The sequence below is a fragment of the Pedobacter cryoconitis genome, from assembly GCF_014200595.1.
Taxonomy (GTDB): domain Bacteria; phylum Bacteroidota; class Bacteroidia; order Sphingobacteriales; family Sphingobacteriaceae; genus Pedobacter; species Pedobacter cryoconitis_C.
The window spans coordinates 1-24,927 of the sequence record NZ_JACHCG010000001.1 but is presented as its reverse complement, the minus strand read 5'-3'; the positions used below and the strand labels follow the sequence as shown (position 1 = coordinate 24,927).

At 42.7% G+C, this 24,927-nt stretch carries 14 protein-coding genes and 1 pseudogene; 9 read left to right on the top strand and 6 right to left on the bottom strand.

All coding sequences use genetic code 11. The annotated features are described in order from the left end of the window. Positions 1-33 precede the first annotated feature (33 nt). From ccoN to HDE70_RS00050, 6 genes are read left to right on the top strand one after another with little or no spacing between them, the layout of a single operon-like run. Entirely contained in the window at positions 34-2,145 is a 2,112-nt protein-coding gene (gene ccoN, locus HDE70_RS00075; RefSeq protein ID WP_183887294.1) for a cytochrome-c oxidase, cbb3-type subunit I, read from the top strand. Positions 2,146-2,153: 8 nt separating this feature from the next. After that, the gene (locus HDE70_RS00070) at positions 2,154-2,333 is read left to right on the top strand and encodes a hypothetical protein (protein ID WP_183867375.1); all 180 of its coding nucleotides are present in this window, start codon (positions 2,154-2,156) and stop codon (positions 2,331-2,333) included. Next, on the top strand, positions 2,317-3,153 hold the full coding sequence (locus tag HDE70_RS00065) for a cbb3-type cytochrome c oxidase N-terminal domain-containing protein (RefSeq protein ID WP_183867374.1): 837 nt from the start codon (positions 2,317-2,319) through the stop codon (positions 3,151-3,153). Before HDE70_RS00070 ends, HDE70_RS00065 begins: the two co-directional genes overlap by 17 nt. A 3-nt stretch (positions 3,154-3,156) precedes the next feature. Then, positions 3,157-4,554, top strand: coding sequence for a cytochrome c oxidase accessory protein CcoG (ccoG, locus tag HDE70_RS00060; protein ID WP_183887293.1), 1,398 nt, complete (start codon positions 3,157-3,159; stop codon positions 4,552-4,554). 3 nt (positions 4,555-4,557) lie between these two features. Further along, entirely contained in the window at positions 4,558-4,983 is a 426-nt protein-coding gene (locus HDE70_RS00055) for a FixH family protein (protein ID WP_111634312.1), read from the top strand. Continuing rightward, positions 4,980-5,657 (top strand): sulfite exporter TauE/SafE family protein, encoded by a 678-nt coding sequence (locus tag HDE70_RS00050; RefSeq protein WP_183887292.1) that lies wholly within the window; start codon positions 4,980-4,982, stop codon positions 5,655-5,657. Before HDE70_RS00055 ends, HDE70_RS00050 begins: the two co-directional genes overlap by 4 nt. Positions 5,658-5,673: 16 nt before the next feature. Here the strand turns inward: HDE70_RS00050 and hemN are convergent, their stop codons facing one another. From hemN to HDE70_RS00025, 5 genes are all read right to left on the bottom strand, one after another. After that, entirely contained in the window at positions 5,674-7,038 is a 1,365-nt protein-coding gene (gene hemN, locus HDE70_RS00045) for an oxygen-independent coproporphyrinogen III oxidase (RefSeq protein WP_183887291.1), read from the bottom strand. After that, entirely contained in the window at positions 7,028-7,486 is a 459-nt protein-coding gene (locus HDE70_RS00040; protein ID WP_183867369.1) for a lactate dehydrogenase, read from the bottom strand. The genes hemN and HDE70_RS00040 overlap by 11 nt, the downstream gene beginning before the upstream one ends. A gap of 83 nt (positions 7,487-7,569) precedes the next feature. After that, positions 7,570-8,634, bottom strand: coding sequence for a response regulator (locus tag HDE70_RS00035; RefSeq protein WP_183887290.1), 1,065 nt, complete (start codon positions 8,632-8,634; stop codon positions 7,570-7,572). Between the two features lie 16 nt (positions 8,635-8,650). Then, positions 8,651-9,835, bottom strand: a complete 1,185-nt coding sequence (locus HDE70_RS00030; RefSeq protein WP_183867367.1) for a PAS domain-containing sensor histidine kinase — start codon at positions 9,833-9,835, stop codon at positions 8,651-8,653. A 47-nt stretch (positions 9,836-9,882) separates the two neighbouring features. After that, positions 9,883-10,209, bottom strand: coding sequence for a hypothetical protein (locus tag HDE70_RS00025; RefSeq protein ID WP_068402742.1), 327 nt, complete (start codon positions 10,207-10,209; stop codon positions 9,883-9,885). A gap of 165 nt (positions 10,210-10,374) precedes the next feature. Between HDE70_RS00025 and HDE70_RS00020 the strand changes: the two genes are divergently transcribed. Beyond that, positions 10,375-12,183 (top strand): hypothetical protein, encoded by a 1,809-nt coding sequence (locus HDE70_RS00020; RefSeq protein WP_183887289.1) that lies wholly within the window; start codon positions 10,375-10,377, stop codon positions 12,181-12,183. Positions 12,184-12,267: 84 nt separating this feature from the next. Here the strand turns inward: HDE70_RS00020 and HDE70_RS00015 are convergent, their stop codons facing one another. Next, positions 12,268-12,882 carry a DUF4142 domain-containing protein gene (locus HDE70_RS00015; protein ID WP_183887288.1) on the bottom strand — a complete coding sequence of 205 codons (615 nt, stop codon included), beginning with the start codon at positions 12,880-12,882 and terminating at the stop codon, positions 12,268-12,270. A gap of 113 nt (positions 12,883-12,995) precedes the next feature. Here HDE70_RS00015 and HDE70_RS00010 point away from each other — a divergent pair, with 113 nt between their 5' ends. Together HDE70_RS00010 and HDE70_RS00005 are read left to right on the top strand one after the other, a co-directional pair. Then, positions 12,996-13,847: a DUF2911 domain-containing protein gene (locus tag HDE70_RS00010; RefSeq protein ID WP_183867364.1), complete on the top strand. Its 852-nt coding sequence runs from the start codon at positions 12,996-12,998 to the stop codon at positions 13,845-13,847. Positions 13,848-14,311: 464 nt separating this feature from the next. After that, positions 14,312-24,927: pseudogene (locus tag HDE70_RS00005) on the top strand (DUF11 domain-containing protein); the annotation flags it as partial.

Genomic DNA, 24,927 nt, shown 5'->3' with positions numbered 1-24,927 from the left:
TTTTACCCCCATAAACAACTACAAGTTTTTCTCATGACTGAAAAATTCCACTACGACAACAAGATCGTCAGAAACTTCGCATTAGCCACCATCATCTGGGGCATAGTGGGAATGACGATTGGACTTCTGATTGCCATGCAGCTGTTCAAGCCTGCCATGAACATGGGTTCCCAATACACAACTTTCGGCCGGATCAGGCCATTACATACCAATGCGGTAATTTTTGCATTTGTAGGTAATGCGATTTTCATGGGCGTTTATTATTCCCTGCAACGACTCCTTAAAGCCAGGATGTACAGCGATATACTCAGCAAAATACATTTCTGGGGCTGGCAGCTGATCATCATTGCGACTGTAATAACCCTTCCTTTAGGATTAACCAGTTCGCATGAATACGCAGAAATGGAATGGCCGATTGATATTGCCATTACCATCATCTGGGTAGTATTCGGTTATAACATGTTTGGTACGATTATTAAAAGACGGGAGAAACACATGTATGTGGCGATCTGGTTCTATATCGCAACCTTTGTTACAGTAGCTGTACTCCATATCGTTAACTCTATCCAGTTACCAGTCTCTGCTTTTAAAAGTTATTATGTTTACGCAGGTGTACAAGATGCGCTGGTACAATGGTGGTACGGACATAATGCGGTGGCATTCTTCCTGACTACTCCTTACCTGGGTATGATGTATTACTTTTTGCCTAAAATGGCAAACCGCCCTGTTTATTCTTATAAATTAAGTATCCTGCATTTCTGGTCACTTATTTTCATCTACATCTGGGCAGGCCCTCACCATCTATTATATACTTCCCTGCCTTCGTGGGCACAATCTTTAGGGGTTGCTTTTTCAGTGATGCTGATCGCTCCAAGCTGGGGTGGTATGATTAACGGACTGCTGACTTTACGTGGTGCGTGGGACAAAGTAAGAGAAGATCCAAAACTTAAATTCATGGTTGTAGGTTTAACAGCCTACGGTATGGCAACATTTGAAGGGCCTTTGTTAGCCTTTAAACAGATTAATGCAATTGCTCACTATACCGACTGGATAGTTGCACACGTTCACGTTGGTGCTTTAGGCTGGAATGGATTCTTAACCTTCGCTATTTTATACTGGCTGATCCCAAGAATTTACAATACAACTTTATACTCGGTAAAGCTAGCTTCTTTCCACTTCTGGATCGGTACACTGGGAATTATATTCTATGCTGTCCCATTATACTTCTCTGGATTTACACAGGGTTTAATGTGGAAAGAGTTTACACCAGAAGGCTTGTTGAAATATCCTAATTTCCTGGAAACAGTTCTCCAGATTATACCAATGTATGTAATGAGGGCCATTGGTGGTGCCTTATATCTGACAGGTGTGATCGTGATGACTTATAACCTGATCAAAACGATGAAAGCTGGTAAGCTGGTAGCGAATGAAGCTGCCGAAGCACAGCCATTACCTCCTGTTTATGTGGCGCAGGGCGATGACAAGAAATTACACCGCATGCTGGAACGCAAACCAATGATCTTTATGGTGCTTTCTTTGATTGTGATTTTAATTGGCGGAATGATTGAGATGATGCCAACTTTTACGATTAAATCCAACATCCCGACCATAGCAAGTGTAAAACCATATACGCCACTGGAATTACAAGGACGCGATGTTTATATCAGAGAAGGTTGTGTGAACTGTCACTCTCAGATGATCCGTCCGTTCCGCTCTGAAACTGAACGCTACGGAGAATACAGTAAAGCCGGAGAATTCGTTTATGACCATCCGTTTCTATGGGGTTCAAAACGTACAGGGCCGGATCTGCAACGTGAGGGTGGAAAATATGGTAACGCATGGCATTACAATCACTTGTATGATCCGCAAACTATGTCTCCGGGCAGTATTATGCCTCCATACGAATGGCTGGCAGAACAGCAGCTCGATACCACTACAACCCGCGTAAAAATCAATGCGATGCGCACTTTAGGTGTCCCTTATGAAAAAGGTTATGAGCATCAGGCCAATTCAGATTTAGATAAACAAGCCAAAGCAATAGCTGCGGATTTACAACAGAACAATATTAAGGTGAAAAGTGATAAAGAGATCATCGCGATCATCGCTTATCTGCAACGCCTTGGAACTGATATTAAAGCCAAATAAAGCAAAACATGTTTAAGCAATTTTTAGATAAGGTTGATGGAAACCAAGGGTATCTGCTCAGCTCACTCGGCATCTTCATGCTATTTTTCTTACTGGTCGGCATCTTATTGCTGACCATGAAAAAAGACGATATAAAATATATGAGCGAACTCCCTATAAAAGACGATCAGGATGAAAGAGGTAATTAACAGCAACTGGTCTACTGGAAGTACATCGGCTGACATTGTGATCGGTTTAATGCTGATTACTGCGATTATGATCCTTTGCGTAACCTTATTAATGCTCAAAGTGATTAAGTTTTATGTGAAGGAATCCATTAATCCAACTCCTTTTGCTACGCCGCAGGAGAAAGAAAAAAGAAGACTGGAACAGGAAGCATTACAAGTAATCAAGGATAAAAAACCTTCTATCTGGACTAAGCTGATGCAGTTGAAACCGATGGAAGAAGAGAAAAACCTGGTTATGGAACATAAATTCGACGGGATCGCAGAATTGAATAACCCTACGCCTGCCTGGTTTATGATCTTGTTTTATGGGACGATCATTTTCGCAATCGGTTATTTACTGACCTATGATGTACTGGGTTTCGGTAAATCACAAGAAGAAGAATATATCGCAGAAATAGAACAGGCAGCAGAGTCGAAAGTTGCTTTCCTGGCTAATCCGGCAAATGTGAAGAATGCAGTTAATGAAAACAATATGGAACAAAGTAAGGATGAAGCCATCATTAAAAATGGTGCCTCTCTATTTGCCAACCGCTGTACACCTTGCCATGGAGAACATGGAGAAGGTATTGTAGGCCCTAACCTGACTGATGAATATTGGTTACATGGTGGAAAAGCAAAAGATGTTTTCAAAACGATCAAGTATGGTGTTCCTGAAAAAGGAATGATTGCCTGGGAGAAATCACTCAGTGCGCAACAGATATCCGACTTAACGAATTACGTTTTGTCACTCCAGGGAACAAAACCTGCGGGAGCGAAAGCCCCACAAGGGAACAAAGAATAAGCTATGTCACAAAGTCCTGCACATTTCAGAGATCAGCCCGGTACGATTACCGATGACGGGAAAAAGAGAAAGTGGATCTATCCTAAAATTATCAAAGGAAAGGTCTATCAGTACCGCGCTGCGGTCAGTTACTTTTTTCTGGCCGTGCTGTTTTCTGCTCCGTTTCTAAAGTTAAATGGAGAACAGCTGATCTTGCTGAATGTACTGGAAAGGAAGTTTGTCTTCTTTGGAATAATTTTCTGGCCACAGGATTTTTATCTCTTTGTACTGGCTTTACTGATATTTATAATAGGTGTGGTGTTGTTTACGGTAGTTTTTGGCAGGGTCTTCTGCGGATGGGCCTGCCCACAAACTATCTTCCTGGAAATGGTTTTCCGCAAAATTGAGAACTGGATAGAGGGTGATCATCTGAAACAGAGGAAACTGGACGAAGGCCCGTTGAACTTTGATAAATTCTGGAAGAAAACAACTAAACATGGTGTGTTTCTGGCCATCTCTTTTCTGATCGCGAATATCTTTCTTTCCTATCTGATCAGCACAGAAGTATTGTGGAAAATAATAACGGAACCAGTCTCGCTGCATATCTCCGGATTTATTGCGATCTGCATATTTACAATGGCTTTTTACCTTGTGTTTTCAAGAATGAGGGAACTGGTTTGTACGGTAGCTTGTCCATATGGCCGTTTACAAGGGGTATTGCTGGACAATCAAAGTATCATTGTAGCCTATGATTACCAACGTGGTGAGCCTCGTGGAAAAAGGGTTAAAGAGGTGGAACAACCAGAGGGAGACTGCATCGATTGTAAGTTATGTGTACAGGTTTGTCCTACAGGAATAGATATCAGGAATGGTACTCAAATGGAATGTGTGAACTGTACCGCTTGTATTGATGCTTGTGATATGGTGATGGAGAAAATTGACCGTCCGCTGCGTTTAATAGGGTTTAAGTCTGAAGATGAAATTGCAACAAACAAACCTTTTCACCTGAATAAACGGATTTATGGTTATGCTGGGGTGTTGTTTCTGCTAATGGCGGTGCTTGCTTATTTGCTGATCAGCCGCAGTGATGTGGAAACAACGATTCTCAGAGCAAGCGGAACTCTATATCAGCTCCGGGACAAAGATAAAACCGTCAGCAATCTGTACAATTCAGAGCTGATGAATAAAACGACCCGTCCAATAAAATTTGAGATTGTTCCCGATAACAAGGAAGCTAAATTACAGTATATCCAGAAGGAGAACATGGTGAAACCCGGGGAAACAATCAAGCTTACTTTTTTTGTGATCCTTCCGCAAAAATCTATTCAGAAATATAAAACAGCTATAAGTTTTAAACTGATGTCTGAACATAAAGTTGCCGGACAGTTTAAGACCACATTTATTGCACCTGCAAACGAATAAATTATGAATTGGGGAATAAAAGTACTGCTCGGCATGGGCACTTTCATGAGTTTCATTATCGTACTGGTTGTTATTATGTTTAACAGTAAAACTGATGCACTGGTAGACAATGATTATTATGAGAAAGGGATCAATTACGACAAAGTCTATAACCTGAAAGAACAGGTAAATATTGATCATGCAAAGCCAGAAATAGTGGTAAGCAAAGAAACAATCAGCCTTGTTTTTAAGGAACAAGCTAAAGGGAATTTACGCCTGATGCGTACCTCAGATAAAAGATTGGACAGGGCAATGAATTTTGAAACAGATCAAAACAGACAGGTATTGATTCCTGCGCAACATTTACCGAAAGGATCGTGGCGGTTGATTGTGGAATGGGAAAGCCAGTCTAAAAAATATCTCGCCGAACAGGAAATTAATATCAAATGAGTGATCAGTATCTAGCATTTCTGATAGGTTTGATGGGCAGTGTGCATTGTTTAGGGATGTGCGGCCCACTGGCTTTTGCAGTCCCCACCTTAAAAAAAGGCTGGGGGTTCCTGGTGCTGGATAAGTTAAGTTATCAGGGTGGCAGAATAATCTCCTATTGTATTTTAGGCGCTGTGACCGGCCTCATTGGCCGGCAAATCTGGCTGGCCGGGGCACAGCAATATATCAGTATTTTTAGTGGTATATTGATTTTGATTGCCGCAGCTTTAAGACTATTTAACTTCTCTGCCGGAAGGATGAATGGGAAGTTGCTGCAACCCTTTAACCAGTTATTTGGTTACGCATTAAAGCATAAAGCGAATCACCTGATTATTGGGATCGTGAACGGTTTTCTGCCTTGTGGTTTAGTTTACCTGGCTTTGACCGGAGCCTTGAATACCGGAGGCGTGAATACAGCTGTTGTGTATATGTTCTGGTATGGAATGGGGACAGTCCCGCTGATGTTTATCGCCGGGATAAGTGCTGGTTTTACTTCTGCGATTTTCAGAAGAAAGCTGAATCAAATGATTCCCTATTTAATGGTTATGCTGGGCATCTGGTTTATCCTTCGGGGAATGGAATTGAATATCCCATATTTGAGCCCGGCCGGAGCCGGAACTGCTATATGTAACTGATCCGGAATTGATATTCTTACCCGGCCATACTAAATAACCGGGTCTGTGGTTGATTGGCATAAAGTCTTGAATCCAGTGCCATACAGATATTTCTTAAGAATCTTTTACCTAATACGGTTACTTTTAATTCGGTGCCTCTGATCATCACCAGACCATCATCAGTAATTAAAGCCATTCTTTCCAGACCTTCACTGAAGCCCGTACTTTGCTCCTCTGGTTTGGCCCATGAGGTCTCCCCTTTACACATCAGGTTTAGAATATGTCTTCTGATCACCAGGTCTTCCTGATCCAGGATATGCCCTTTAAAAACAGGTATTTCCCCCACATTGACTAAACTGATATAATCCTCTACTTTTTTCACATTCTGCGCAAAACCCGTCCAGCTATCGCTGATAGAAGAAACACCTAATCCGATCATCAGTTTACTGTATTGATGGGTATATCCCATAAAATTGCGGTGTAATTTCCCTTCTTTTTCAGCTTTATATAAACTATCGGTGGCCAGTGTAAAGTGATCCATTCCAATCTCTATATAACCACCTGCTTTCAGCATTTCGCGTCCCAATTCATATAGCTCCTGCTTTAGTGCAGCAGAAGGAAGATCCATTTCTGTATACCTGCGCTGTCCGGGCTTCACCCATGGCACATGTGCATAACTGTAAAATGCGATCCTGTCCGGACGTAAGGTCAGTACTGAAGAAATAGTATCAGACAATCCTTCGATATTTTGCAGCGGAAGTCCGTAAATCAGATCATAGTTGATAGAATGATAACCTGCATCCCTGGCTTGCTGCGTAACTAAAGCAACCTCTTCGACGCCCTGTATTCTGTTAATTGCAAGCTGTACTTTAGGATCGAAATCCTGAATACCTAAGCTCAGACGGCCAAACCCCAATTGATAAAGCGTATCTAAATGTGCCTGCGTAGTATTACCTGGATGCGCCTCAAAGCTGAATTCTGCATCGTCATGAATAATTGCCTGATCAAGGATTCCATCAATCAGCAATTTCAGGTTTTCAGGGCTAAAGAATGTAGGTGTCCCCCCTCCTAAATGTAACTCCCGGATCACAGGTTTACTATCAAATAATTTCTGATATAATTTCCATTCTTTTAAGACGGTTTCTATATATGGGTGTTCTACTTTATGGTTTCGTGTAATACGGGTATTACATCCGCAATAGGTACACAAACTTTCACAAAAAGGCAGATGGATATATACACTGATCCCGTCCTGCTGATTGCTGTGGGTAAATGATTTGCGAACTGCACAGGCCCATTTTTCCTGGTCAAATCCTGCTGTATCCCAATAAGGAACTGTAGGGTAACTGGTATAACGGGGCGCGGCAACGTGGTATTTCGCAATTAGTGTTTTAATGCTCATGATCAGGTGTTTTAGGGTGAACCTGATCACAGGCTTTTGAACAAACACAAGCAGAGCCTAAACAACGGTTCTGCTGCCATTTATCAAGGTTTAAGATCGTTTCTCTGGCTAAAGCAAGGGATAACTCATCAGTAGTATCTCCCATTAAAGAAACTGCCGGAACATTCGCGATTTTAATATTGCGCAGCGCTGCTGTCTCCTGATCGATGTGCTGGGTAGAAGTCGACCGGGTTGCGATATACTTCACGCCCAGATCAGCCAGGCTATTGATTACAGCTTCAGAAACTACATCATCTGTAAAGACAATAACAGCTTCTTTTCCTGCCGCATAGCTCACCGTATCCGGGCTTAGCGAATTCGATATTAATGTAATATCATGTTTCTTGTGGTTGGCTATTGCCAGTGGCTCTTTTTCAAAAGATTTTATACTATAGGCTACTACTCTCATTCGGATCGATTTGTTAATGAGCAAAATTAACCCGAAAACACGTCAGAGAGAATGAGACTAGTCAGCCATAAATATGATCTGGATCAGTTTTTCATCTGCTGAAGTTTCGTCTGATCGAGGATTCCGATCTGACTTCCTTTTCTTTCTATAATACCTTCATCTTTGAAATCACTCAGAATACGGCTGACGGTTTCGGTAGCCATTCCTGCCATTGCTGCAAGATTATCTCTGGAGATCTTAAGGTTAATCTGCCCTTCCTGTTTTTCGAGTTTACAAAGGCGCAATAAGACCTCTGACATTCTTTTACGAACGGAGTGATAGGCCAATTGCAGCAATTGTTCTTCTTTATCCAGCAGGTTATTGGAAAGGATGTGAATAAACTGTCTGCCCACATCAGGATAGCGGTTCAGTAATTCTTCAAGCATCTCTTTTGGAAGCTGGCAGACCGTTGTATCTTCCAAAGCTTCAGCAGTTTCGGCATAAGGTTCGTTCAAGAGTAAAGCTGGGATACCGAAGTATTCATCAGCACCATACATTCCTGTTAAAAGTTCTCTTCCATCTTCGGTAAGTTTTATGGTTTTCACCTTTCCACTTAAAACCAGGTAGATCCCCGAAACATTGTCTCCTTCGTAATAAATGATCTGCTTCTTTTTAATGGTGCGGACTTTACGGTCCTGCATCAGTTTGTCAAGTTCTTTCACGCCCTGACTAGCGGAAACCAGTGTATTTAGTTTATCAATTGATTTGCTATAATAAAGTTCTTGTTTTTCTCTTTTGCTAAACCTGCTTTCTATCGCATTCAGCAATTCAACATCGTCAAAAGGTTTCACCAGGTAATCATCTGCGCCCATTTCCATTCCTTTACGCATGTCCATTCTTTCGGCTTTTGCAGTTAAGAAAATAAAAGGGGTAGCGGCTGTTTCCGGGCTTTTATTTAAGAGATAAAGTACACCGTAACCGTCCAGTTCTGGCATCATAATATCGCAAAGAATCAGGTCTGGCAAATGACTATGTGCCATTTCCACTCCTGTTTTACCGTTGTCTGCCTGGAAAACCTCGTAATCGGCCAGTTCTAGTATTTCCGCTGTGCTTTCTCTGATATCATCATTGTCTTCAATAATTAATATCTTTTGTTTTGTATTTTCCATCCTGCTTGAATTCTGCCTATTTGTTGAAAGATAGGGTGAATTTAGTTCCTTCGTTGATTTTACTTTCAAATTGTACCTCACCATTCATTAAACCCACATACCGGAGTACAATATTAAGGCCTAAGCCCGTACCTGGAATACTTCCTGTGTTGTGTGCTCTGAAAAATGGCTGGAATAAATGTCTCTGATCGGTATCGGGAATACCAATACCGTTATCCTTAAGGGTAACCAGACACTGATTTTCATTGATCTCCGTGTTAAACTCTATAAAAGTATTTTCCCCGGAGTACTTGATTGCATTATTGATCAGGTTGATCATGCAGTTTTTCAACAGGTTCTGGTCGAGTAAGACCATACTTTCAAGTCCCGTATGCTGATAAATAATATTCTGATCCTGCTTGGCGATCATCTGCATTTCTTCGGTAATTTCTTCTGATAACTTAACCAGATCAAAGGGTTGAAATGCAGGTTCTACCCTGCCGGCTTCCAGTCTTTCCAGAGACAGGAAATCGTTGAGGATTGTGGTCAGGTTACCGACCGCATTCTTTATTTTATGTACGTGTTTCTCAATATTTACATTCTGGAAGGGCTGTGCGTATTTTTCAATGAGAGAAGCAGAAAGCTGCACCGAACTTAGCGGGGTACGGAATTCGTGGGATGCCATAGAGACAAACCTGCTTTTCATCTGGTTCAGCTCTTTTTCTTTTTCAAGCGACAAGCTGACCTCTTCTTTTGCTTCTCTTAAAGCAGTTACTGTTTTTTTCAATGATTTAGTCCGTTCCTCTACCAGGTTCTCCAGTTCAGCAGCATATTCCTGTAACCGTTCTTCCGCTTCTTTTTCTTTGGAAAGATCATGGATGAACCCGGTATATATTTTACGGTTTTCATATTGCACTTCACTCACTGCAAGTCTGAAAGGAAAGGTAGTACCATCTTTCCGCAATCCTTTAACTTCTCTCCCTTTACCAATGATATGTTTTTCACCGGTATCATGGTAATTGGCCAGATAGCCATCATGCCTGCCTTTATCTGGTTCAGGCATGAGTTTAGAGATATTTTGTCCGATTACTTCTTCAATGGTATACCCAAAAAGCCGGAGTGCCGCAGGGTTAAGGCTTTCTATTTTCCCTCTTTCATCAATGGTAATAATCCCATCAATGGCTGTCTCAATAATCGCCTCTAATAACCTTGCTTTTTCCATAATCGATTTTTACAAATATAGAAAATCTATTAAGAGATTATTTAAAGCTAGAGACCGGCAACCGTAATTAAGAGGATCGCTGCATGGATCAACAGGCTCAGGTAAAATACACCTATGGTTACCCTGGTGCTTGCACTGCTCATATTTGCCACGATGTTCGCAAAGAAGATCAGCATACTCACTGCTAAACATGGAATCACATAGCCACCTAAAGAATAAACCAGTACAAAAGTTAGTGGAACAAGGATCGTAGCGTGTAAAACGATAGAGACTAAAAACCAGCCTAAGTGATTAGGTTTCTGACTATCAGCAAAGTTTAAATATTTAGACCATAGACTGATAGATGGGGCGGTGTTTAAGGTTAAAGTTGCCATAATATGTTGTTTTTCTTACCACAAATATCTATACCTCTGCTGGTCTTATCTATGACTTTTGTCATGCAGGGTACCATTACAAATCATAAAAAATAATGATCCATGTCATATTTTATACCCGGATTTCTCCGCTATTTTGCCGTCCTACAGCTAAAATAGAATTGCATGCACCACACTTTTCATATACCCGTTCTGGGGTTAGGTTACTCCATTGACACTCCTTTAAAAGTAGCTAAATATGGTATTTCTTCAGTCCTTTCTATCGTTGATGATGAATTGACAGAGCGAATGAGAAAATTTCATTCCGAAGAAAATAAACTTGATTATGTCCTGATCAAAAAAGAAGAAGAAGATGGGCGTGCAAGACGGGTTACGGCCTACCTTGATTTGATTGGCAAATTGGTTGAGCAACAGTTTGAAACCTTAAGAACTGAACCTTTTAACGAAGGCGCAGCTATACATACTTATTTTGAACTTCTTCCGGAGAACTCTGTACTGAAAAGTCAGTATCTGGAAATGCTTCAGTTGGAAGATGGTACAGTAAAAGCAAGTTTACAAGACAACTTGCGTCAGCAAATGAAAGCCGGAAATATTGATGTGAATATCATGTCAAAGGTGGATAAAGCTAATTACACAGCTAACCAGGAAAATCTGGGCAACGATTATACAGATGCACTGGCAGCGATGCGTGGTTTTGGAAACAGTACTTTATCTTCTGCTGTAGTAATCTCGGCGGGACTGAACCCAAGACTATATACTTATATGGAGAATTGCATTGATTTTTATCCGGATGCAAACGGCAGGATTAAAAAGAAGATTATCCTGAAAGTTAGTGATTTCAGGTCTGCGCTGATCCAGGCGAAAATGCTGGCCAAAAAAGGATTATGGGTAACGGAATTCCGGGTAGAATCTGGTTTGAATTGCGGAGGTCATGCTTTTGCGACCGAAGGTTTATTATTGGGGCCAATATTAGAAGAATTCAAACAAAAGCGGAATGAACTGCGTGAAGAATTATCTGGCATTTATCAGGCTGCGTTATTGACTAAAGGGATTTCAATGGCCGAAACCCCTGTATTAAAATTTACCGCTCAGGGAGGCATTGGTACGGCAGGGGAAAATGATTTCCTGCTTAATTATTATCAATTGGATGCCACAGGATGGGGAAGCCCGTTTTTACTGGTTCCGGAAGCAACTAATGTGGACGCACAGACTTTGGACGCCCTGGCGAATGCAAAGCAAGATGATTTCTATGTGAGCAACTCTTCACCTCTGGGTGTATTGTTTAACAATTTCAAAAACAGCACAATTGAAGAGCAGCGTTTACAGCGGATAGCAAAAGGAAGACCGGGCAGCCCTTGTACCAAAAAGTTCCTGTCTACAAATACAGAGTTTACCGAACTGCCTATCTGTACTGCATCCAGAGAATATCAGCGACTGAAAATTAAACAGTTAGAAGCGACAGAACCAGATCCTGCACTTTTTGCAGAGAAGTTTGAAGCGATTACAGAGAAAATATGTTTGTGTGAAGGATTATGTGCTTCTGCTTATTTAAAAAATGATTTGTTAAAGCCAAGAGAAAACAAAGCAGTGAGTATTTGCCCGGGCCCTAATCTTGCTTATTTTTCTAAACAATATACACTGAAAGAAATGATCAGTCATATTTACGGAAGAGAGGCCATTACTTTTAAATTCAACCGCCCGAATTTATTTATCAATGAGTTGCATTTATACGTTGATTATCTCAAGAAAGATCTGACTGCGCAACTGCATGATCTGAATGCGAAAAAGACTAAGTATTTTGAGAAGTTCAGCGCAGAATTATTTAAAGGAATTGATTATTACAAGAAGCTTATTCCAGAATTAAAGCTTCAGACAGATATAGCCACACAAGAACTGCATCAGCAGTTACAGAAGGCAGAAGAAAAGTTAAGATTAATTACACAGGTACTTGACCCTGTCAGCGTTCAGGGCTAAGAAGAAAGGGCATTTTGTTGAATTACAAAATGCCCTTTTATTTTCGGCTGTTTTAATCCCGCCAAAGCAGAGATCTAAACAGGATTATTTCAGCTTCGCCTGAATAGCTTTTGCTTTTTCATAATGGCCGGTAATAATCGGCAGCATCTTTTTAGCAAACTCACTGACTTCTTTTGAAGTAGAAGCCGCAGCACCTTTAAATAAGGTAATGGTTTTATCATGGTCGGTAACCATCATATCAATATAGTGATGATCAAAGGCAGAGCCTGTCATGGTTTTCATCATATCCATATGTGCTTTATCTTCTGCCGGAAATGCTGAAGGCAAAATAATTTTCTCTTTTTCTGCTATTGTTTTAAGTTCTGCATTTGCTTTAGAGTGGTCTTTAACCATTTCTTCTGCAAAAGATTTTACATCCGGATTAGTAGATTTCTGAGCAATCTTGCCTAAATCAACTTCCATCATTCCACCAAGAGCTGCTTTTTCCATAAAGGTGGCTACATCTCCGTCAACTTTGGATTGATTGGTTGGATCGGATGGTGTTGTACCACTCATTTTTGAGCCCATTTTCGAGCTATCTGATTTGCTGGAATCCATAGCGGTAGAATCGCCTTTAGTGCCACGGTTCTCCGGACTTGTACAGGCCTGAATAGAACAGGCACCAATAACTAACAAGCCAAATAAACTTAATTGCTTCATAATCGTATTATTAAAATAAGTTTTGTTTACACCAATTAACAGTTATAGCTGGAAAAGGTTTCTATTATAAATCAAAACATAACTGTAATTTCGCGTAAACAAAACTTATTCTAATGAACACAATACTCAAAACAACGCTTTTGGTTGCACTGGCTATCAGCTTAAATGCAGACCTGAAAGCACAGGGAATTAATATTCCCCAGCCAAGTTCTGGTCAGACTGTAATACAGGATTTCGGCCTTGGAAAAGTAACAGTTAAATATTCCCGCCCAAATACTAAAGGGCGTAAAGTATTCGGAGAACTTGAACCTTATGGATCAGTTTGGCGTACTGGCGCAAACAGTGCAACAACAATTACATTCACTGATAATGTGACTTTAGAAGGTCAGGCAGTACCTGCGGGTGACTATGCTTTATTTACTATTCCAGGCAAAACTGAATGGACGGTAATTCTAAACAAAAATACCAAACAATGGGGTGCTTATGATTACAAAGAATCTGAAGATTTTTTAAGGTTCAAAGTTAAACCAGGTACTGCAAAGGATAAAGTGGAAACATTTACAATCGGATTTACTGAGGTAATGCCAACAAAAGCAGTGCTGCAATTAACGTGGGATAATGTTATAGTACCGATCAATATGACTACAGATATTGATGCCAAAGTGATGGCAAGTATTGACGAAGCGATGAAAGGTGATAAGAAACCATACTTCCAGTCAGCTATTTACTATCTGGAAAATGGAAAAGATCTGAACAAAGCAATGGAATGGATGAATGCAGCGGACGCAGCCGATGGTGGCAAAGGTCCATGGATTAAATTATGGAAAGGCCGTGTTCAGCTTAAAATGGGCGATAAAAAAGGTGCAGCGGAAAGTGCAGCAGCGGGTATTAAAATCGCTACTGAAATTAAAAACCCTGAATACATACGTTTAAACACAGCTTTATTGGCTGACGCTAAGAAATAGTATTAAAAAAACTTCCTTTAAAAAGGGTGTCTTAATTTAAATTAAGACACCCTTTTTTTGTTTATTCACTCCTACAGGTTTTACATTAACGATAATGAACAAACTGAACAGAAATATCAGATAATCAACTAATTATTTATTTCTAAATTTAGAGTTACAGTCATGTATTAACATTAAATCTTAAACCTGAACCTATGAAAAAACGCTACTCTCCTTTCCAAAAAGAAACCTGAAGACTGTTCATGAACTGATTGCGATTCGAATTGCCTCAGGTCTGAGTTCTGTTTTTTCAAAAAGCAGGACCATCAAATCATAATTTATTTCCTTTTAAATATTAAAAAGCTACGTTAAGAAATTTTACGGTAAGGAAGATTTTTCTCTAAAAATCAGGAGGGTGATATAAAGTTCAGCGTAGTCATTACTATATGGTAATACCGCCATAGAAGTATTTAAGCTCTTCTGCGATGAAAAGACTACTATCCTTACCTCTGTCTGCAAAGTTATTTGCGCTCTCTCTTTTCTTCTTCCCATTTTTGAGTTTAGCTCAAAATCCGAAGACACTTGAGTTGTTTGCCGGCTCAGGCAGCACCACAACGACCGGCCCTTCTGTTCTCCCACAAACGTTTACGTTGTTAGAAAACACGAATAATCCAACCGGAACAACTTCTGCTGCTTATAATGCAGGCGGTTCACCCGTCACGGTCACCTATAGTCTCAGTAATCAGCAGTTTAACACTGCATCCTGGCCTCTGGTCCCATTAGCGGTTAACCCGGGTCTTTTCTTTGGAGGGACAACAACAACCGGAAGTGACCAATATGCGGCGAGCCCCTTGTTTCAGAACATTGGGGCTTTTGGCGGTTCAACGGATGCCACTTTTACTTCAAGTCCATTAAATACTGGCGGACCGGGTAATGGTATTAGTGCAGCTAATAACTATGGTATAACGCTTTTTGCTTCTTCCACTGTTATAAGAAATGCTGGTTTAGCAGTTCCGGGCAGAGTTCAGATGGCAGATTTAACGATTACATTCAGCAGACCAGTTAGTAATCCTGTAATACATATTGGAGGAATGGGAGGGTCTGTTACTTCAGGTACTGCTGTTACTTCTCTAACTCAGGAATATAATTTATTGACTACTGGTATTACCATGTCTAAACTTTCTGGCTCAACAGAATTAACGGTAAGCGGAAATCAGATTAATAATGGTTCAACTGCTCCCAATGCCGCCTGTGGGGCTGGAGGAGCCTGCGGAAGTGTATTATTTAGTGGTAGAAATATAACCACGATCACTCTAAGGGTATTCTTAAGGTCAACAGGTCCCGGAGTCATATGGGCAGGTAACCCACAAAGTGCGGGTGATGCTGCTGTACTGGGTGTCTCCCTTGATTCACCGGTAGATCTGTCTATTGTTAAAACGCAGAGCAGTGCAACACCTGCAATTGGCAGCAATATGACTTTCACATTGACTGCCAGTAATCTGGGAAATAATAATGCAACGGGAGTTACAGTCAATGATTTACTCCCCGCAGGTTATACGTTTGTAAGTGCAACACCATCCGCCGGAACCTATAATTCCGGCACTGGTGTTTGGAATGTAGGCAATCTAGCAGCCAGTACGGGTACAGCAACTTTAAGTATTGTAGCCAAAGTTAACCTGACTGGCCCTTATTCAAATACAGCCACGATTACTGGAAACCAGGATGATCCTGTGACTGCAAACAATACATCAACGGTGAACCCATTACCAGTATTTGTAACGGATCGCCAAATCACTAAAACTGTAGATAATTTAACGCCAACAGTAGGCAGCAATGTTGTTTTCACTTTAAATGCATTGAATAATGGCCCAAGTCCGACTACAGGGGTTGTGGTAACAGATCTGCTTCCGGCAGGTTTCACCTATGTCAGCAATACAACCCCTACTGCGGGTACGTATGTGAACCTGACTGGTTTATGGGCTATTGGAAACCTGGCAAGTACGGCAGGTGCATCGATGACTATTACGGCGAAAGTTAATGCAACGGGGCCTTATACGAACACCGCTGTAGTTACGGGTGTCGAACCCGATCCTGTAGTCCCCAATAATACTTCTTCGGTCACTATAGTCCCCGCCGCTGTGGCAGACCGGGCTATAGTAAAAACAGTCAGTAACCCAACTCCAACGGTAGGAACCAATGTTATATTTACAGTGACAGCGACCAATAACGGGCCAAGTGCAAGTACAGGGACTACAGTTACTGATTTACTTCCGGCTGGTTATACTTACGTAGCTTCACTTCCATCCCTTGGAACAACTTATGTTCCGGCAACAGGTTTATGGACGATTGGTACTTTACCCAATGGAGCCATTGCGGTACTCACGATTACTGCTACGGTAAATCCGACTGGCCCTTATGCGAATACTGCAACTATTACAGGAACCGAAACCGATCCGGTTGCTGGTAATAACAGTGCAACGAGTACACCAGTACCAGTAGCTGTTACAGACAGGGCAATTGTAAAAACGGTGGATAACTTAACTCCGCCAGTAGGCAGTAATGTGGTGTTTACGCTCGTTGCCACCAATAACGGGATAAGCCCGGGTACTGGAATTACAGTTACAGACTTACTTCCGGCAGGTTATACCTATGTGAGTTCAACTCCGCCAGCAGGTACAACTTATATCCCTGGTACAGGTTTATGGACTATCGGAGCTTTAGCCAGTGGCGCAAATGCGACAATGACCATTACCGCAACGGTCAATCCAACCGGTCCTTATGCCAATACAGCAACCATTACCGGTACGGAAACTGACCCGGTTACACTGAATAATACGGCTACAATTTTACCAGTACCCGTTCCGACTACGGACAGGTCAATTGTCAAAACGGTAAACAACCCCGCTCCTGCTGTAGGTAGCAATGTGGTCTTTACATTGGTGGCGACTAACAATGGCCCGAGTCCGAGTACAGCAACTGTAGTTACTGATCTGCTTCCGATTGGATATACTTACGTGAGTTCTACGCCTCCGGCTGGTACTGCTTATGTACCACTAACCGGCTCATGGGCAATCGGTACTTTAGCCAGTGGAGCTTCTGCGACTATGACCATTACCGCTACTGTAAACCCGGTTGGCCCTTATGCCAATACTGCGGTCATCACAGGTCTTGAAATTGACGGGGTCCCGGGAAACAATACGTCAACGAGTACCCCTGTTCCTGTAGCTACCTCAGACAGGTCGATCGTTAAAACAGTGAGTAATCCAAATCCTGTTGTAGGAACCAACGTGGTGTTCACACTCGTTGCAACGAACAACGGGCCAAGTGCTGGTACTGGAATTACTGTTACTGATCTGCTTCCGGCAGGTTATACTTATGTAAGTTCTCTTCCTGCTATCGGTACAACCTATGTTCCGGCAACAGGTTTATGGACAATTGGTACTTTACCAGCAGGACTGAGTTCGACCTTAGCAATTACCGCTACGGTCAATGCAACCGGCCCTTATGCCAATACAGCAACCATTACAGGAAATGAAAATGATCCTACTGCTGGTAATAATACAGCAACCAGTACACCAGTACCGGTAGCTGTTACCGATAGGGCAATTGTCAAAACTGTCGATAACCTAACACCAGCAGTAGGCAGCAACGTAGTATTTACACTGGTTGCCGCTAATAACGGGTTAAGTGCGGGTACTGGAATTACGGTTACTGATTTGCTCCCTGCGGGTTATACTTATGTGAGTTCTACTCCTCCTGCCGGGACAACTTATACACCTGGTACAGGTTTATGGACAATCGGGGCTTTGGCGAATGGTGCGAATGCGACCATGACCATTACTGCTAAAGTGAATGCAACCGGGCCTTATGCCAATACAGCTACCATTACCGGTACAGAAACCGACCCGGTTCCATTAAATAATACTTCTACAATTTTACCGGTACCAGTTCCTAATACGGACAGGTCAGTTGTCAAAACAGTAAACAACCCAACTCCTGCTGTAGGTAGTAATGTCGTGTTTACATTGGTAGCGACAAACAATGGCCCGAGTCCAAGTACAGCAACTGTAGTGACTGACTTACTTCCAATAGGTTATACCTATGTAAGTTCAACTCCACCAGCAGGTACAACTTATGTTCCGCTAACCGGATCATGGGCAATTGGTACTTTAGCCAGCGGAGCTTCTGCGACCATGACTATTACTGCTACTGTAAATCCGGTTGGCCCTTATACAAATGGCGCGGTTATCACTGGTCTTGAAATTGATGGGGTTCCCGGAAATAACATTTCAACTGTAACCCCTGTTCCGTTACCAGTTACAGACAGAGCAATTGTCAAAACAGTTGACAACTTAACCCCTCCTGTAGGTAGTAATGTAGTATTTACATTGGTTGCCGCAAACAATGGGTTAAGTGATGGTACAGGAATCACAGTTACAGACTTACTTCCGGCAGGTTATACCTATGTGAGCTCAACTCCTCCTGCTGGTACAACTTATGTTCCGGCAACAGGTTTATGGACAATCGGAGCTTTAGCAGCAGGTAATACTTCTACCTTAACGATTACTGCTACAGTTAATCCAACTGGCCCTTATGCCAATATAGCGACCATTACAGGAACTGAAAGTGATCCTATCACACTAAATAATACGTCTACAATTTTACCAATCCCTGTTCCGACTACGGACAGGTCAGTTGTCAAAACAGTCGATAACCCTGCTCCGGCAGTTGGAAGCAATGTTGTATTTACGCTCGTGGCGACAAACAATGGCCCGAGTACCAGTAATGCAACTGTGGTTACTGATCTGCTTCCGATTGGATATACTTACGTGAGTTCTACGCCTCCGGCAGGTACTGCTTATGTACCGCTAACCGGTTCATGGACAATCGGTGCTCTGGCCAGTGGAGCTTCAACTACCATGACCATTACTGCTACTGTAAACCCGGTTGGCCCTTATACAAATGGCGCGGTTATCACTGGACTTGAAATTGACGGGGTCCCGGGAAACAATACGTCAACCATTACGCCTGTTCCGGTAGCGACCTCAGACAGGTCGATCGTTAAAACAGTGAGTAATCCAAATCCTGTTGTAGGAACCAATGTGATATTTACACTGATTGCAACGAACAACGGGCCAAGTACCAGTACTGGAATTACCGTGACTGATTTGCTTCCGGCAGGTTATACTTATGTAAGTTCTCTTCCTGCTATCGGTACAACTTATGTTCCGGCAACAGGTTTATGGACAATTGGTACTTTACCAGCAGGACTGAGTTCGACCTTAGCGATTACTGCTACGGTCAATGCAACTGGTCCTTATGCCAATACAGCAACCATTACAGGAAATGAGAATGACCCGGCTCCTGGTAATAATACCTCGACAAATACACCAGTACCAGTAGCTGTTACAGACAGGTCTATTGTCAAAACAGTGGACAATTTAACGCCACCAGTAGGTAGCAACGTGGTGTTTACACTTGTTGCAGCCAACAACGGGTTAAGTGCGGGTACAGGAATTACGGTTACTGATTTGCTTCCGGCAGGTTATACCTATGTGAGTTCAACTCCTCCTGTAGGTACAACTTATGTTCCTGCAAGTGGTACCTGGACAATCGGGGCTTTGGCAAATGGCGCGAATGCGACCATGACCATTACCGCTAAAGTCAATGCAACAGGCCCTTATGCCAATACAGCGACCATTACTGGTACGGAAACTGATCCTGTTACACTGAATAATACAGCTACTATTTTACCAATACCAGTTCCGACGACGGACAGAACAGTTGTCAAAACAGTAAACAACCCAACTCCTGCTGTAGGTAGTAATGTCGTATTTACATTAGTGGCTACCAATAATGGCCCGAGTCCAAGTACAGCAACTGTAGTGACTGACTTACTTCCAATAGGTTATACCTATGTAAGTTCAACTCCACCAGCAGGTACAACTTATGTTCCGCTAACCGGGTCATGGGCAATCGGTACTTTGGCCAGCGGAGCTTCTGCGACCATGACTATTACCGCTACGGTAAACCCGGTTGGCCCTTATATCAATACTGCGGTCATCACAGGTCTTGAGATAGACGGAGTTCCTGGAAACAATATTTCAACAGTCACCCCTGTTCCGTTACCAGTTACAGACAGAGCAATTGTCAAAACAGTTGACAACTTAACCCCTCCTGTAGGTAGTAATGTAGTATTTACATTGGTTGCCGCAAACAATGGGTTAAGTGATGGTACAGGAATCACAGTTACAGACTTACTTCCGGCAGGTTATACCTATGTGAGCTCAACTCCTCCTGCTGGTACAACTTATGTTCCGGCAACAGGTTTATGGACAATCGGAGCTTTAGCAGCAGGTAATACTTCTACCTTAACGATTACTGCTACAGTTAATCCAACTGGCCCTTATGCCAATACAGCGACCATTACAGGAACTGAAAGTGATCCTATCACACTAAATAATACGTCTACAATTTTACCAATACCTGTTCCGACTACAGACAGGTCGGTTGTCAAAACAGTCGATAACCCTGCTCCGGCAGTTGGAAGCAATGTCGTGTTTACATTGGTGGCGACCAACAATGGCCCGAGTACCAGTAACGCAACTGTGGTTACTGATCTGCTTCCGATCGGTTATACTTATGTGAGTTCTACGCCTCCGGCTGGTACTGCTTATGTACCGCTAACCGGTTCATGGACAATCGGTGCTCTGGCCAGTGGAGCTTCAACTACCATGACCATTACTGCTACTGTAAACCCGGTTGGTCCTTATACCAATACTGCGGTCATCACTGGTCTTGAAATTGATGGGGTTCCTGGAAACAATACTTCAACGAGTACCCCTGTTCCTGTAGCTACCTCAGACAGGTCGATCGTTAAAACAGTGAGCAATCCAAATCCTGTAGTAGGAACCAACGTGGTGTTCACACTCGTTGCAACGAACAACGGGCCAAGTGCTGGTACTGGAATTACTGTTACTGATCTGCTTCCGGCAGGTTATACTTATGTAAGTTCTCTTCCTGCTATCGGTACAACTTATGTTCCGGCAACAGGTTTATGGACAATTGGTACTTTACCAGCAGGACTGAGTTCGACCTTAGCAATTACCGCTACGGTCAATGCGACTGGCCCTTATGCCAATACAGCAACTATTACAGGAAATGAAAATGATCCGGCTCCGGGTAATAATACTTCAACAAATACACCAGTACCGGTAGCTGTTACTGACAGGGCTATTGTTAAAACAGTAGATAACTTAACGCCAGCTGTAGGCAGCAATGTCGTGTTTACATTGGTTGCCACTAATAACGGGTTAAGCCCGGGTACAGGAATTACGGTTACTGATTTACTTCCGGCAGGCTATACTTATGTGAGTTCTACTCCTCCTGTGGGCACGACTTATGTTCCTGCAAGCGGTATCTGGACAATTGGGGCTTTAGCCAGTGGCGCGAATGCGACAATGACTATCACTGCTACAGTGAATGCAACCGGGCCTTATGCCAATACGGCTACCATTACCGGTACAGAAACTGACCCGGTTACATTAAATAATACTTCTACAATTTTACCAATACCTGTTCCGAACGCGGACAAATCAATTGTTAAAACAGTAAACAACCCTGCTCCGGCAGTCGGAAGCAATGTCGTATTTACATTGGTAGCGACAAACAATGGCCCAAGTCCAAGTACAGCAACTGTAGTGACAGACCTGCTGCCACTTGGTTATACTTATGTAAGCTCTACCCCACCAGCGGGCACGACTTATATTCCACTAACCGGTTCATGGACAATCGGTACTTTAGCCAGTGGGGCCTCTGCGACCATGACTATTACTGCTACCGTAAATCCGTTTGGTCCTTACGGCAATACTGCGGTCATCACTGGTCTTGAAATTGATGGGGTTCCCGGAAATAATATTGCAACGGTAACACCAGTTCCAATTGCAACTACTAACCTGAGTATTGTTAAAACTGTGAATAATCCTTCTCCTTATGCCGGAAACCAGGTTATTTTCACTTTAGCAGCAAGTAATGCAGGGCCAAGTAATGCAACAGGAGTTACTGTTAACGACCTGGTACCTTCAGGATATACTTTTGTCTCTGCTGCTCCGTCAACCGGAACCTATAACAGTGGAACCGGGGTATGGAATATTGGTAATTTAGCCAATGGCGGCAATGCTTCTCTGGCGATTACAGCTACTGTAAATCCAACAGGAAACTATGCGAATACGGCAACTATAACCGGTGGACAGAGTGATCCTGTAACAGGAAATAATACTTCTACTGCCATTACAACTCCGGTAAGTCTTCAAATTGCAAAAACAGGACCTGCCACAGTAAGTGCAGGAGGTGTAGTTAATTATGTTGTTACTGTGAGCAATAATGGTACGGGAGATGCATTGACACAATCTATTATTGATAATGTATCAGCTACGCTGACAGGTGTAAGCTGGACGGCGACTGGAATGGGCGCTGCGACTGTAATTACAGGTGCAACAGGCTCAAGTAACAATGTCGCTGTAACAGGTAATATCCCTGCTGGCGGCGGCAACCAGATCCGTATCAATATTACAGGAACTGTCCTGTCTTCATCTACAGCAACCTCGGTAGCTAATACGGCAAGTGTAAATACTGCTGGAAGCCCTGTTATCAATTCCAATACGGTAACAACCACAATCACTAAGGATGCTAATGTACAAATCCAAAAAACAGGCCCTGCAACGTTAACCGCAGGAAATAATGTGAGTTACCTGCTTAATGTAACGAATACCGGACCTTCGGATGTCAGCAATGTCAATATCATTGACAATATCCCGGCTGGCTTAAATGGCGTAACCTGGACAGCCACCGTATCAAACGGAGCGGTAATTAATGGTGCTGCTTCTGGAACAGGAAATGTGAATCTGTTTGCCCAGATCCCTTCGGGAACAGCTGCTGTTCAGGTAGCGGTGACTGGTGTGCTTAGTTCTACCTATACTGGAACTACACTGGTCAATACGGCAACGGCAACTCCTGAGCCTGGGGTTAATAATCCAGTACCAGCAACAAGTACGGTTACCTCAACGGTTTCCAGACAGGCCAATGTTCGTATTACTAAATCCGGCCCTGCAAATATTGCAGCTGGTCAGGCCATTTCTTATACGTTGCATATTATCAATGATGGCCCGAGTGATGCACCGGGAGTAATTATTCAAGACGTAATTCCTACGCAAATCTTAACGCCAACCTGGACAGCAACTACACAAAATCTGGCTACTGTAAGTGCTCCAAGCGGATCAGGTAATATTAATATTACCGGAGATATCCCATCTGGAACTGGTGTCATTGATATTGTGGTTAGCGGAACGGTTAACCCTGCCATAGCAGATGGGGCCACGTTCTCCAATACAGCTACCGCAGTTTTCCCTGCGGGCAGCCCTGTTACCGATCCTGACGGAAGTTCAAATGTCAGTTCAGTTGGTACAACAGTCAACAACTCAGCAGATGTAAGGGTCTCTAAAAATGGCCCCACTACTGTTAATATTGGTGATCCGATCACTTATACTATTGTAGTTTCCAATGGCGGTGCGGGAAATATAACTGGTGCTACGATTACAGATAATGTCCCAACTTCTGTAACAGTAAGCAACTGGACAATCACTGCCGCAGGCGGAGCAACATTTGTGGGCCCGAATATGGGAACAAGCCCTGTTATAAATATTACAGGAGACATTCCAGTACCGGGAACTTTAACCCTTGTTATTCAGGGCACGGTTAATTCAGCTGCGTTACCTTCATTTACAAATACGGTTACAGTAACCACACCGACGTCTGCACCTACAAGTTCTGTAACTACAGCTGTTAACCAGTCTACTGATTTGGTTATTGAAAAAAGCGGGCCTCAGACAGCCACCGCAGGTTCACCTATTGCTTACACGATTAAAGTAAGCAATGCCGGGCCGAGAGATGTGAATGGATTAACGATTAATGATTTAATTCCGGCAGATATACAAAATCCGACATGGGCTGTGACAACTGCTGGTACTGCAACCGTTATTCCTCCTTTATCAGGATCGGGTAATATCGCGCTAACTGGAAATATTGCAGCTGATCCTGCAAATTATATTCTGGTTACAGTGAATGGAACTGTAAGTGCTTCACCAAGTGCAGCAACAATAAACAACACGGCAACTGTTACCTCTTCTGGTGCAGTAGTAGATTTCAATCTGGCCAATAATACGAGTACAGCTTCAACTTCTGTAGGAAAACAGGCAGATTTTGAAATTTTAAAAACTGTAGATAATTCTGCTCCTGCTGTGGGTAGTAATGTAGTCTTTACATTAGTTGCCAACAACAAAGGGCCAAGTGATGGTACAGGTATCGCAGTTACAGATCTGCTTCCGGCAGGTTATACTTATGTGAGTTCAACTCCGCCAGCAGGTACAACTTATGCTCCTGGAACTGGTTTATGGACTATTGGTACACTGCCAACAGGTACAGGAAAAAGCATGATGATTACGGCTACAGTTAATGCTGCCGGACCGTATGTAAATACTGCAACAATCACAGGAACAGAAAGTGATCCTGTTGCCGGAAATAATACGGCTACAGTAACTCCGGTACCTACAGCAACCACCAATTTAGCACTGGTGAAAACGGTAGACAATCCTACCCCTGCTGTTGGAAACAACGTAGTCTTTACACTCGTTGCGACTAACAATGGCCCGAGTGATGGTACAGGTATCGTGGTTACTGACCTGCTTCCTGCTGGTTATACTTACGTAAGTTCTACGCCACCAGCGGGTACGACTTACGCTCCTGCAACCGGACTATGGACAATTGGTACACTGGTTAACACAGCTACTTCGACACTGACCATTACCGCTACGGTAAATGCAGCTGGTTCTTATGCCAATACGGCAACGATTACCGGTAACGAGAATGATCCAACCCCGGGTAACAATACCTCAACTTCGACACCAACACCTACAGCAACCACCAATTTAGCACTGGTGAAAACGGTAGACAATCCTACCCCTGCTGTTGGAAATAACGTCGTGTTTACCCTGGTGGCTACTAACAATGGCCCGAGTGATGGTACGGGTATCGTAGTTACTGATCT

Coding starts and splice junctions, on each gene's coding strand:
- ccoN (WP_183887294.1), top strand. CDS start 34: ATGACTGAAAAATTCCACTACGACAACAAGATCGTCAGAAACTTCGCA.
- HDE70_RS00070 (WP_183867375.1), top strand. CDS start 2,154: ATGTTTAAGCAATTTTTAGATAAGGTTGATGGAAACCAAGGGTATCTG.
- HDE70_RS00065 (WP_183867374.1), top strand. CDS start 2,317: ATGAAAGAGGTAATTAACAGCAACTGGTCTACTGGAAGTACATCGGCT.
- ccoG (WP_183887293.1), top strand. CDS start 3,157: ATGTCACAAAGTCCTGCACATTTCAGAGATCAGCCCGGTACGATTACC.
- HDE70_RS00055 (WP_111634312.1), top strand. CDS start 4,558: ATGAATTGGGGAATAAAAGTACTGCTCGGCATGGGCACTTTCATGAGT.
- HDE70_RS00050 (WP_183887292.1), top strand. CDS start 4,980: ATGAGTGATCAGTATCTAGCATTTCTGATAGGTTTGATGGGCAGTGTG.
- hemN (WP_183887291.1), bottom strand. CDS start 7,038: ATGAGCATTAAAACACTAATTGCGAAATACCACGTTGCCGCGCCCCGT.
- HDE70_RS00040 (WP_183867369.1), bottom strand. CDS start 7,486: ATGAGAGTAGTAGCCTATAGTATAAAATCTTTTGAAAAAGAGCCACTG.
- HDE70_RS00035 (WP_183887290.1), bottom strand. CDS start 8,634: ATGGAAAATACAAAACAAAAGATATTAATTATTGAAGACAATGATGAT.
- HDE70_RS00030 (WP_183867367.1), bottom strand. CDS start 9,835: ATGGAAAAAGCAAGGTTATTAGAGGCGATTATTGAGACAGCCATTGAT.
- HDE70_RS00025 (WP_068402742.1), bottom strand. CDS start 10,209: ATGGCAACTTTAACCTTAAACACCGCCCCATCTATCAGTCTATGGTCT.
- HDE70_RS00020 (WP_183887289.1), top strand. CDS start 10,375: ATGCACCACACTTTTCATATACCCGTTCTGGGGTTAGGTTACTCCATT.
- HDE70_RS00015 (WP_183887288.1), bottom strand. CDS start 12,882: ATGAAGCAATTAAGTTTATTTGGCTTGTTAGTTATTGGTGCCTGTTCT.
- HDE70_RS00010 (WP_183867364.1), top strand. CDS start 12,996: ATGAACACAATACTCAAAACAACGCTTTTGGTTGCACTGGCTATCAGC.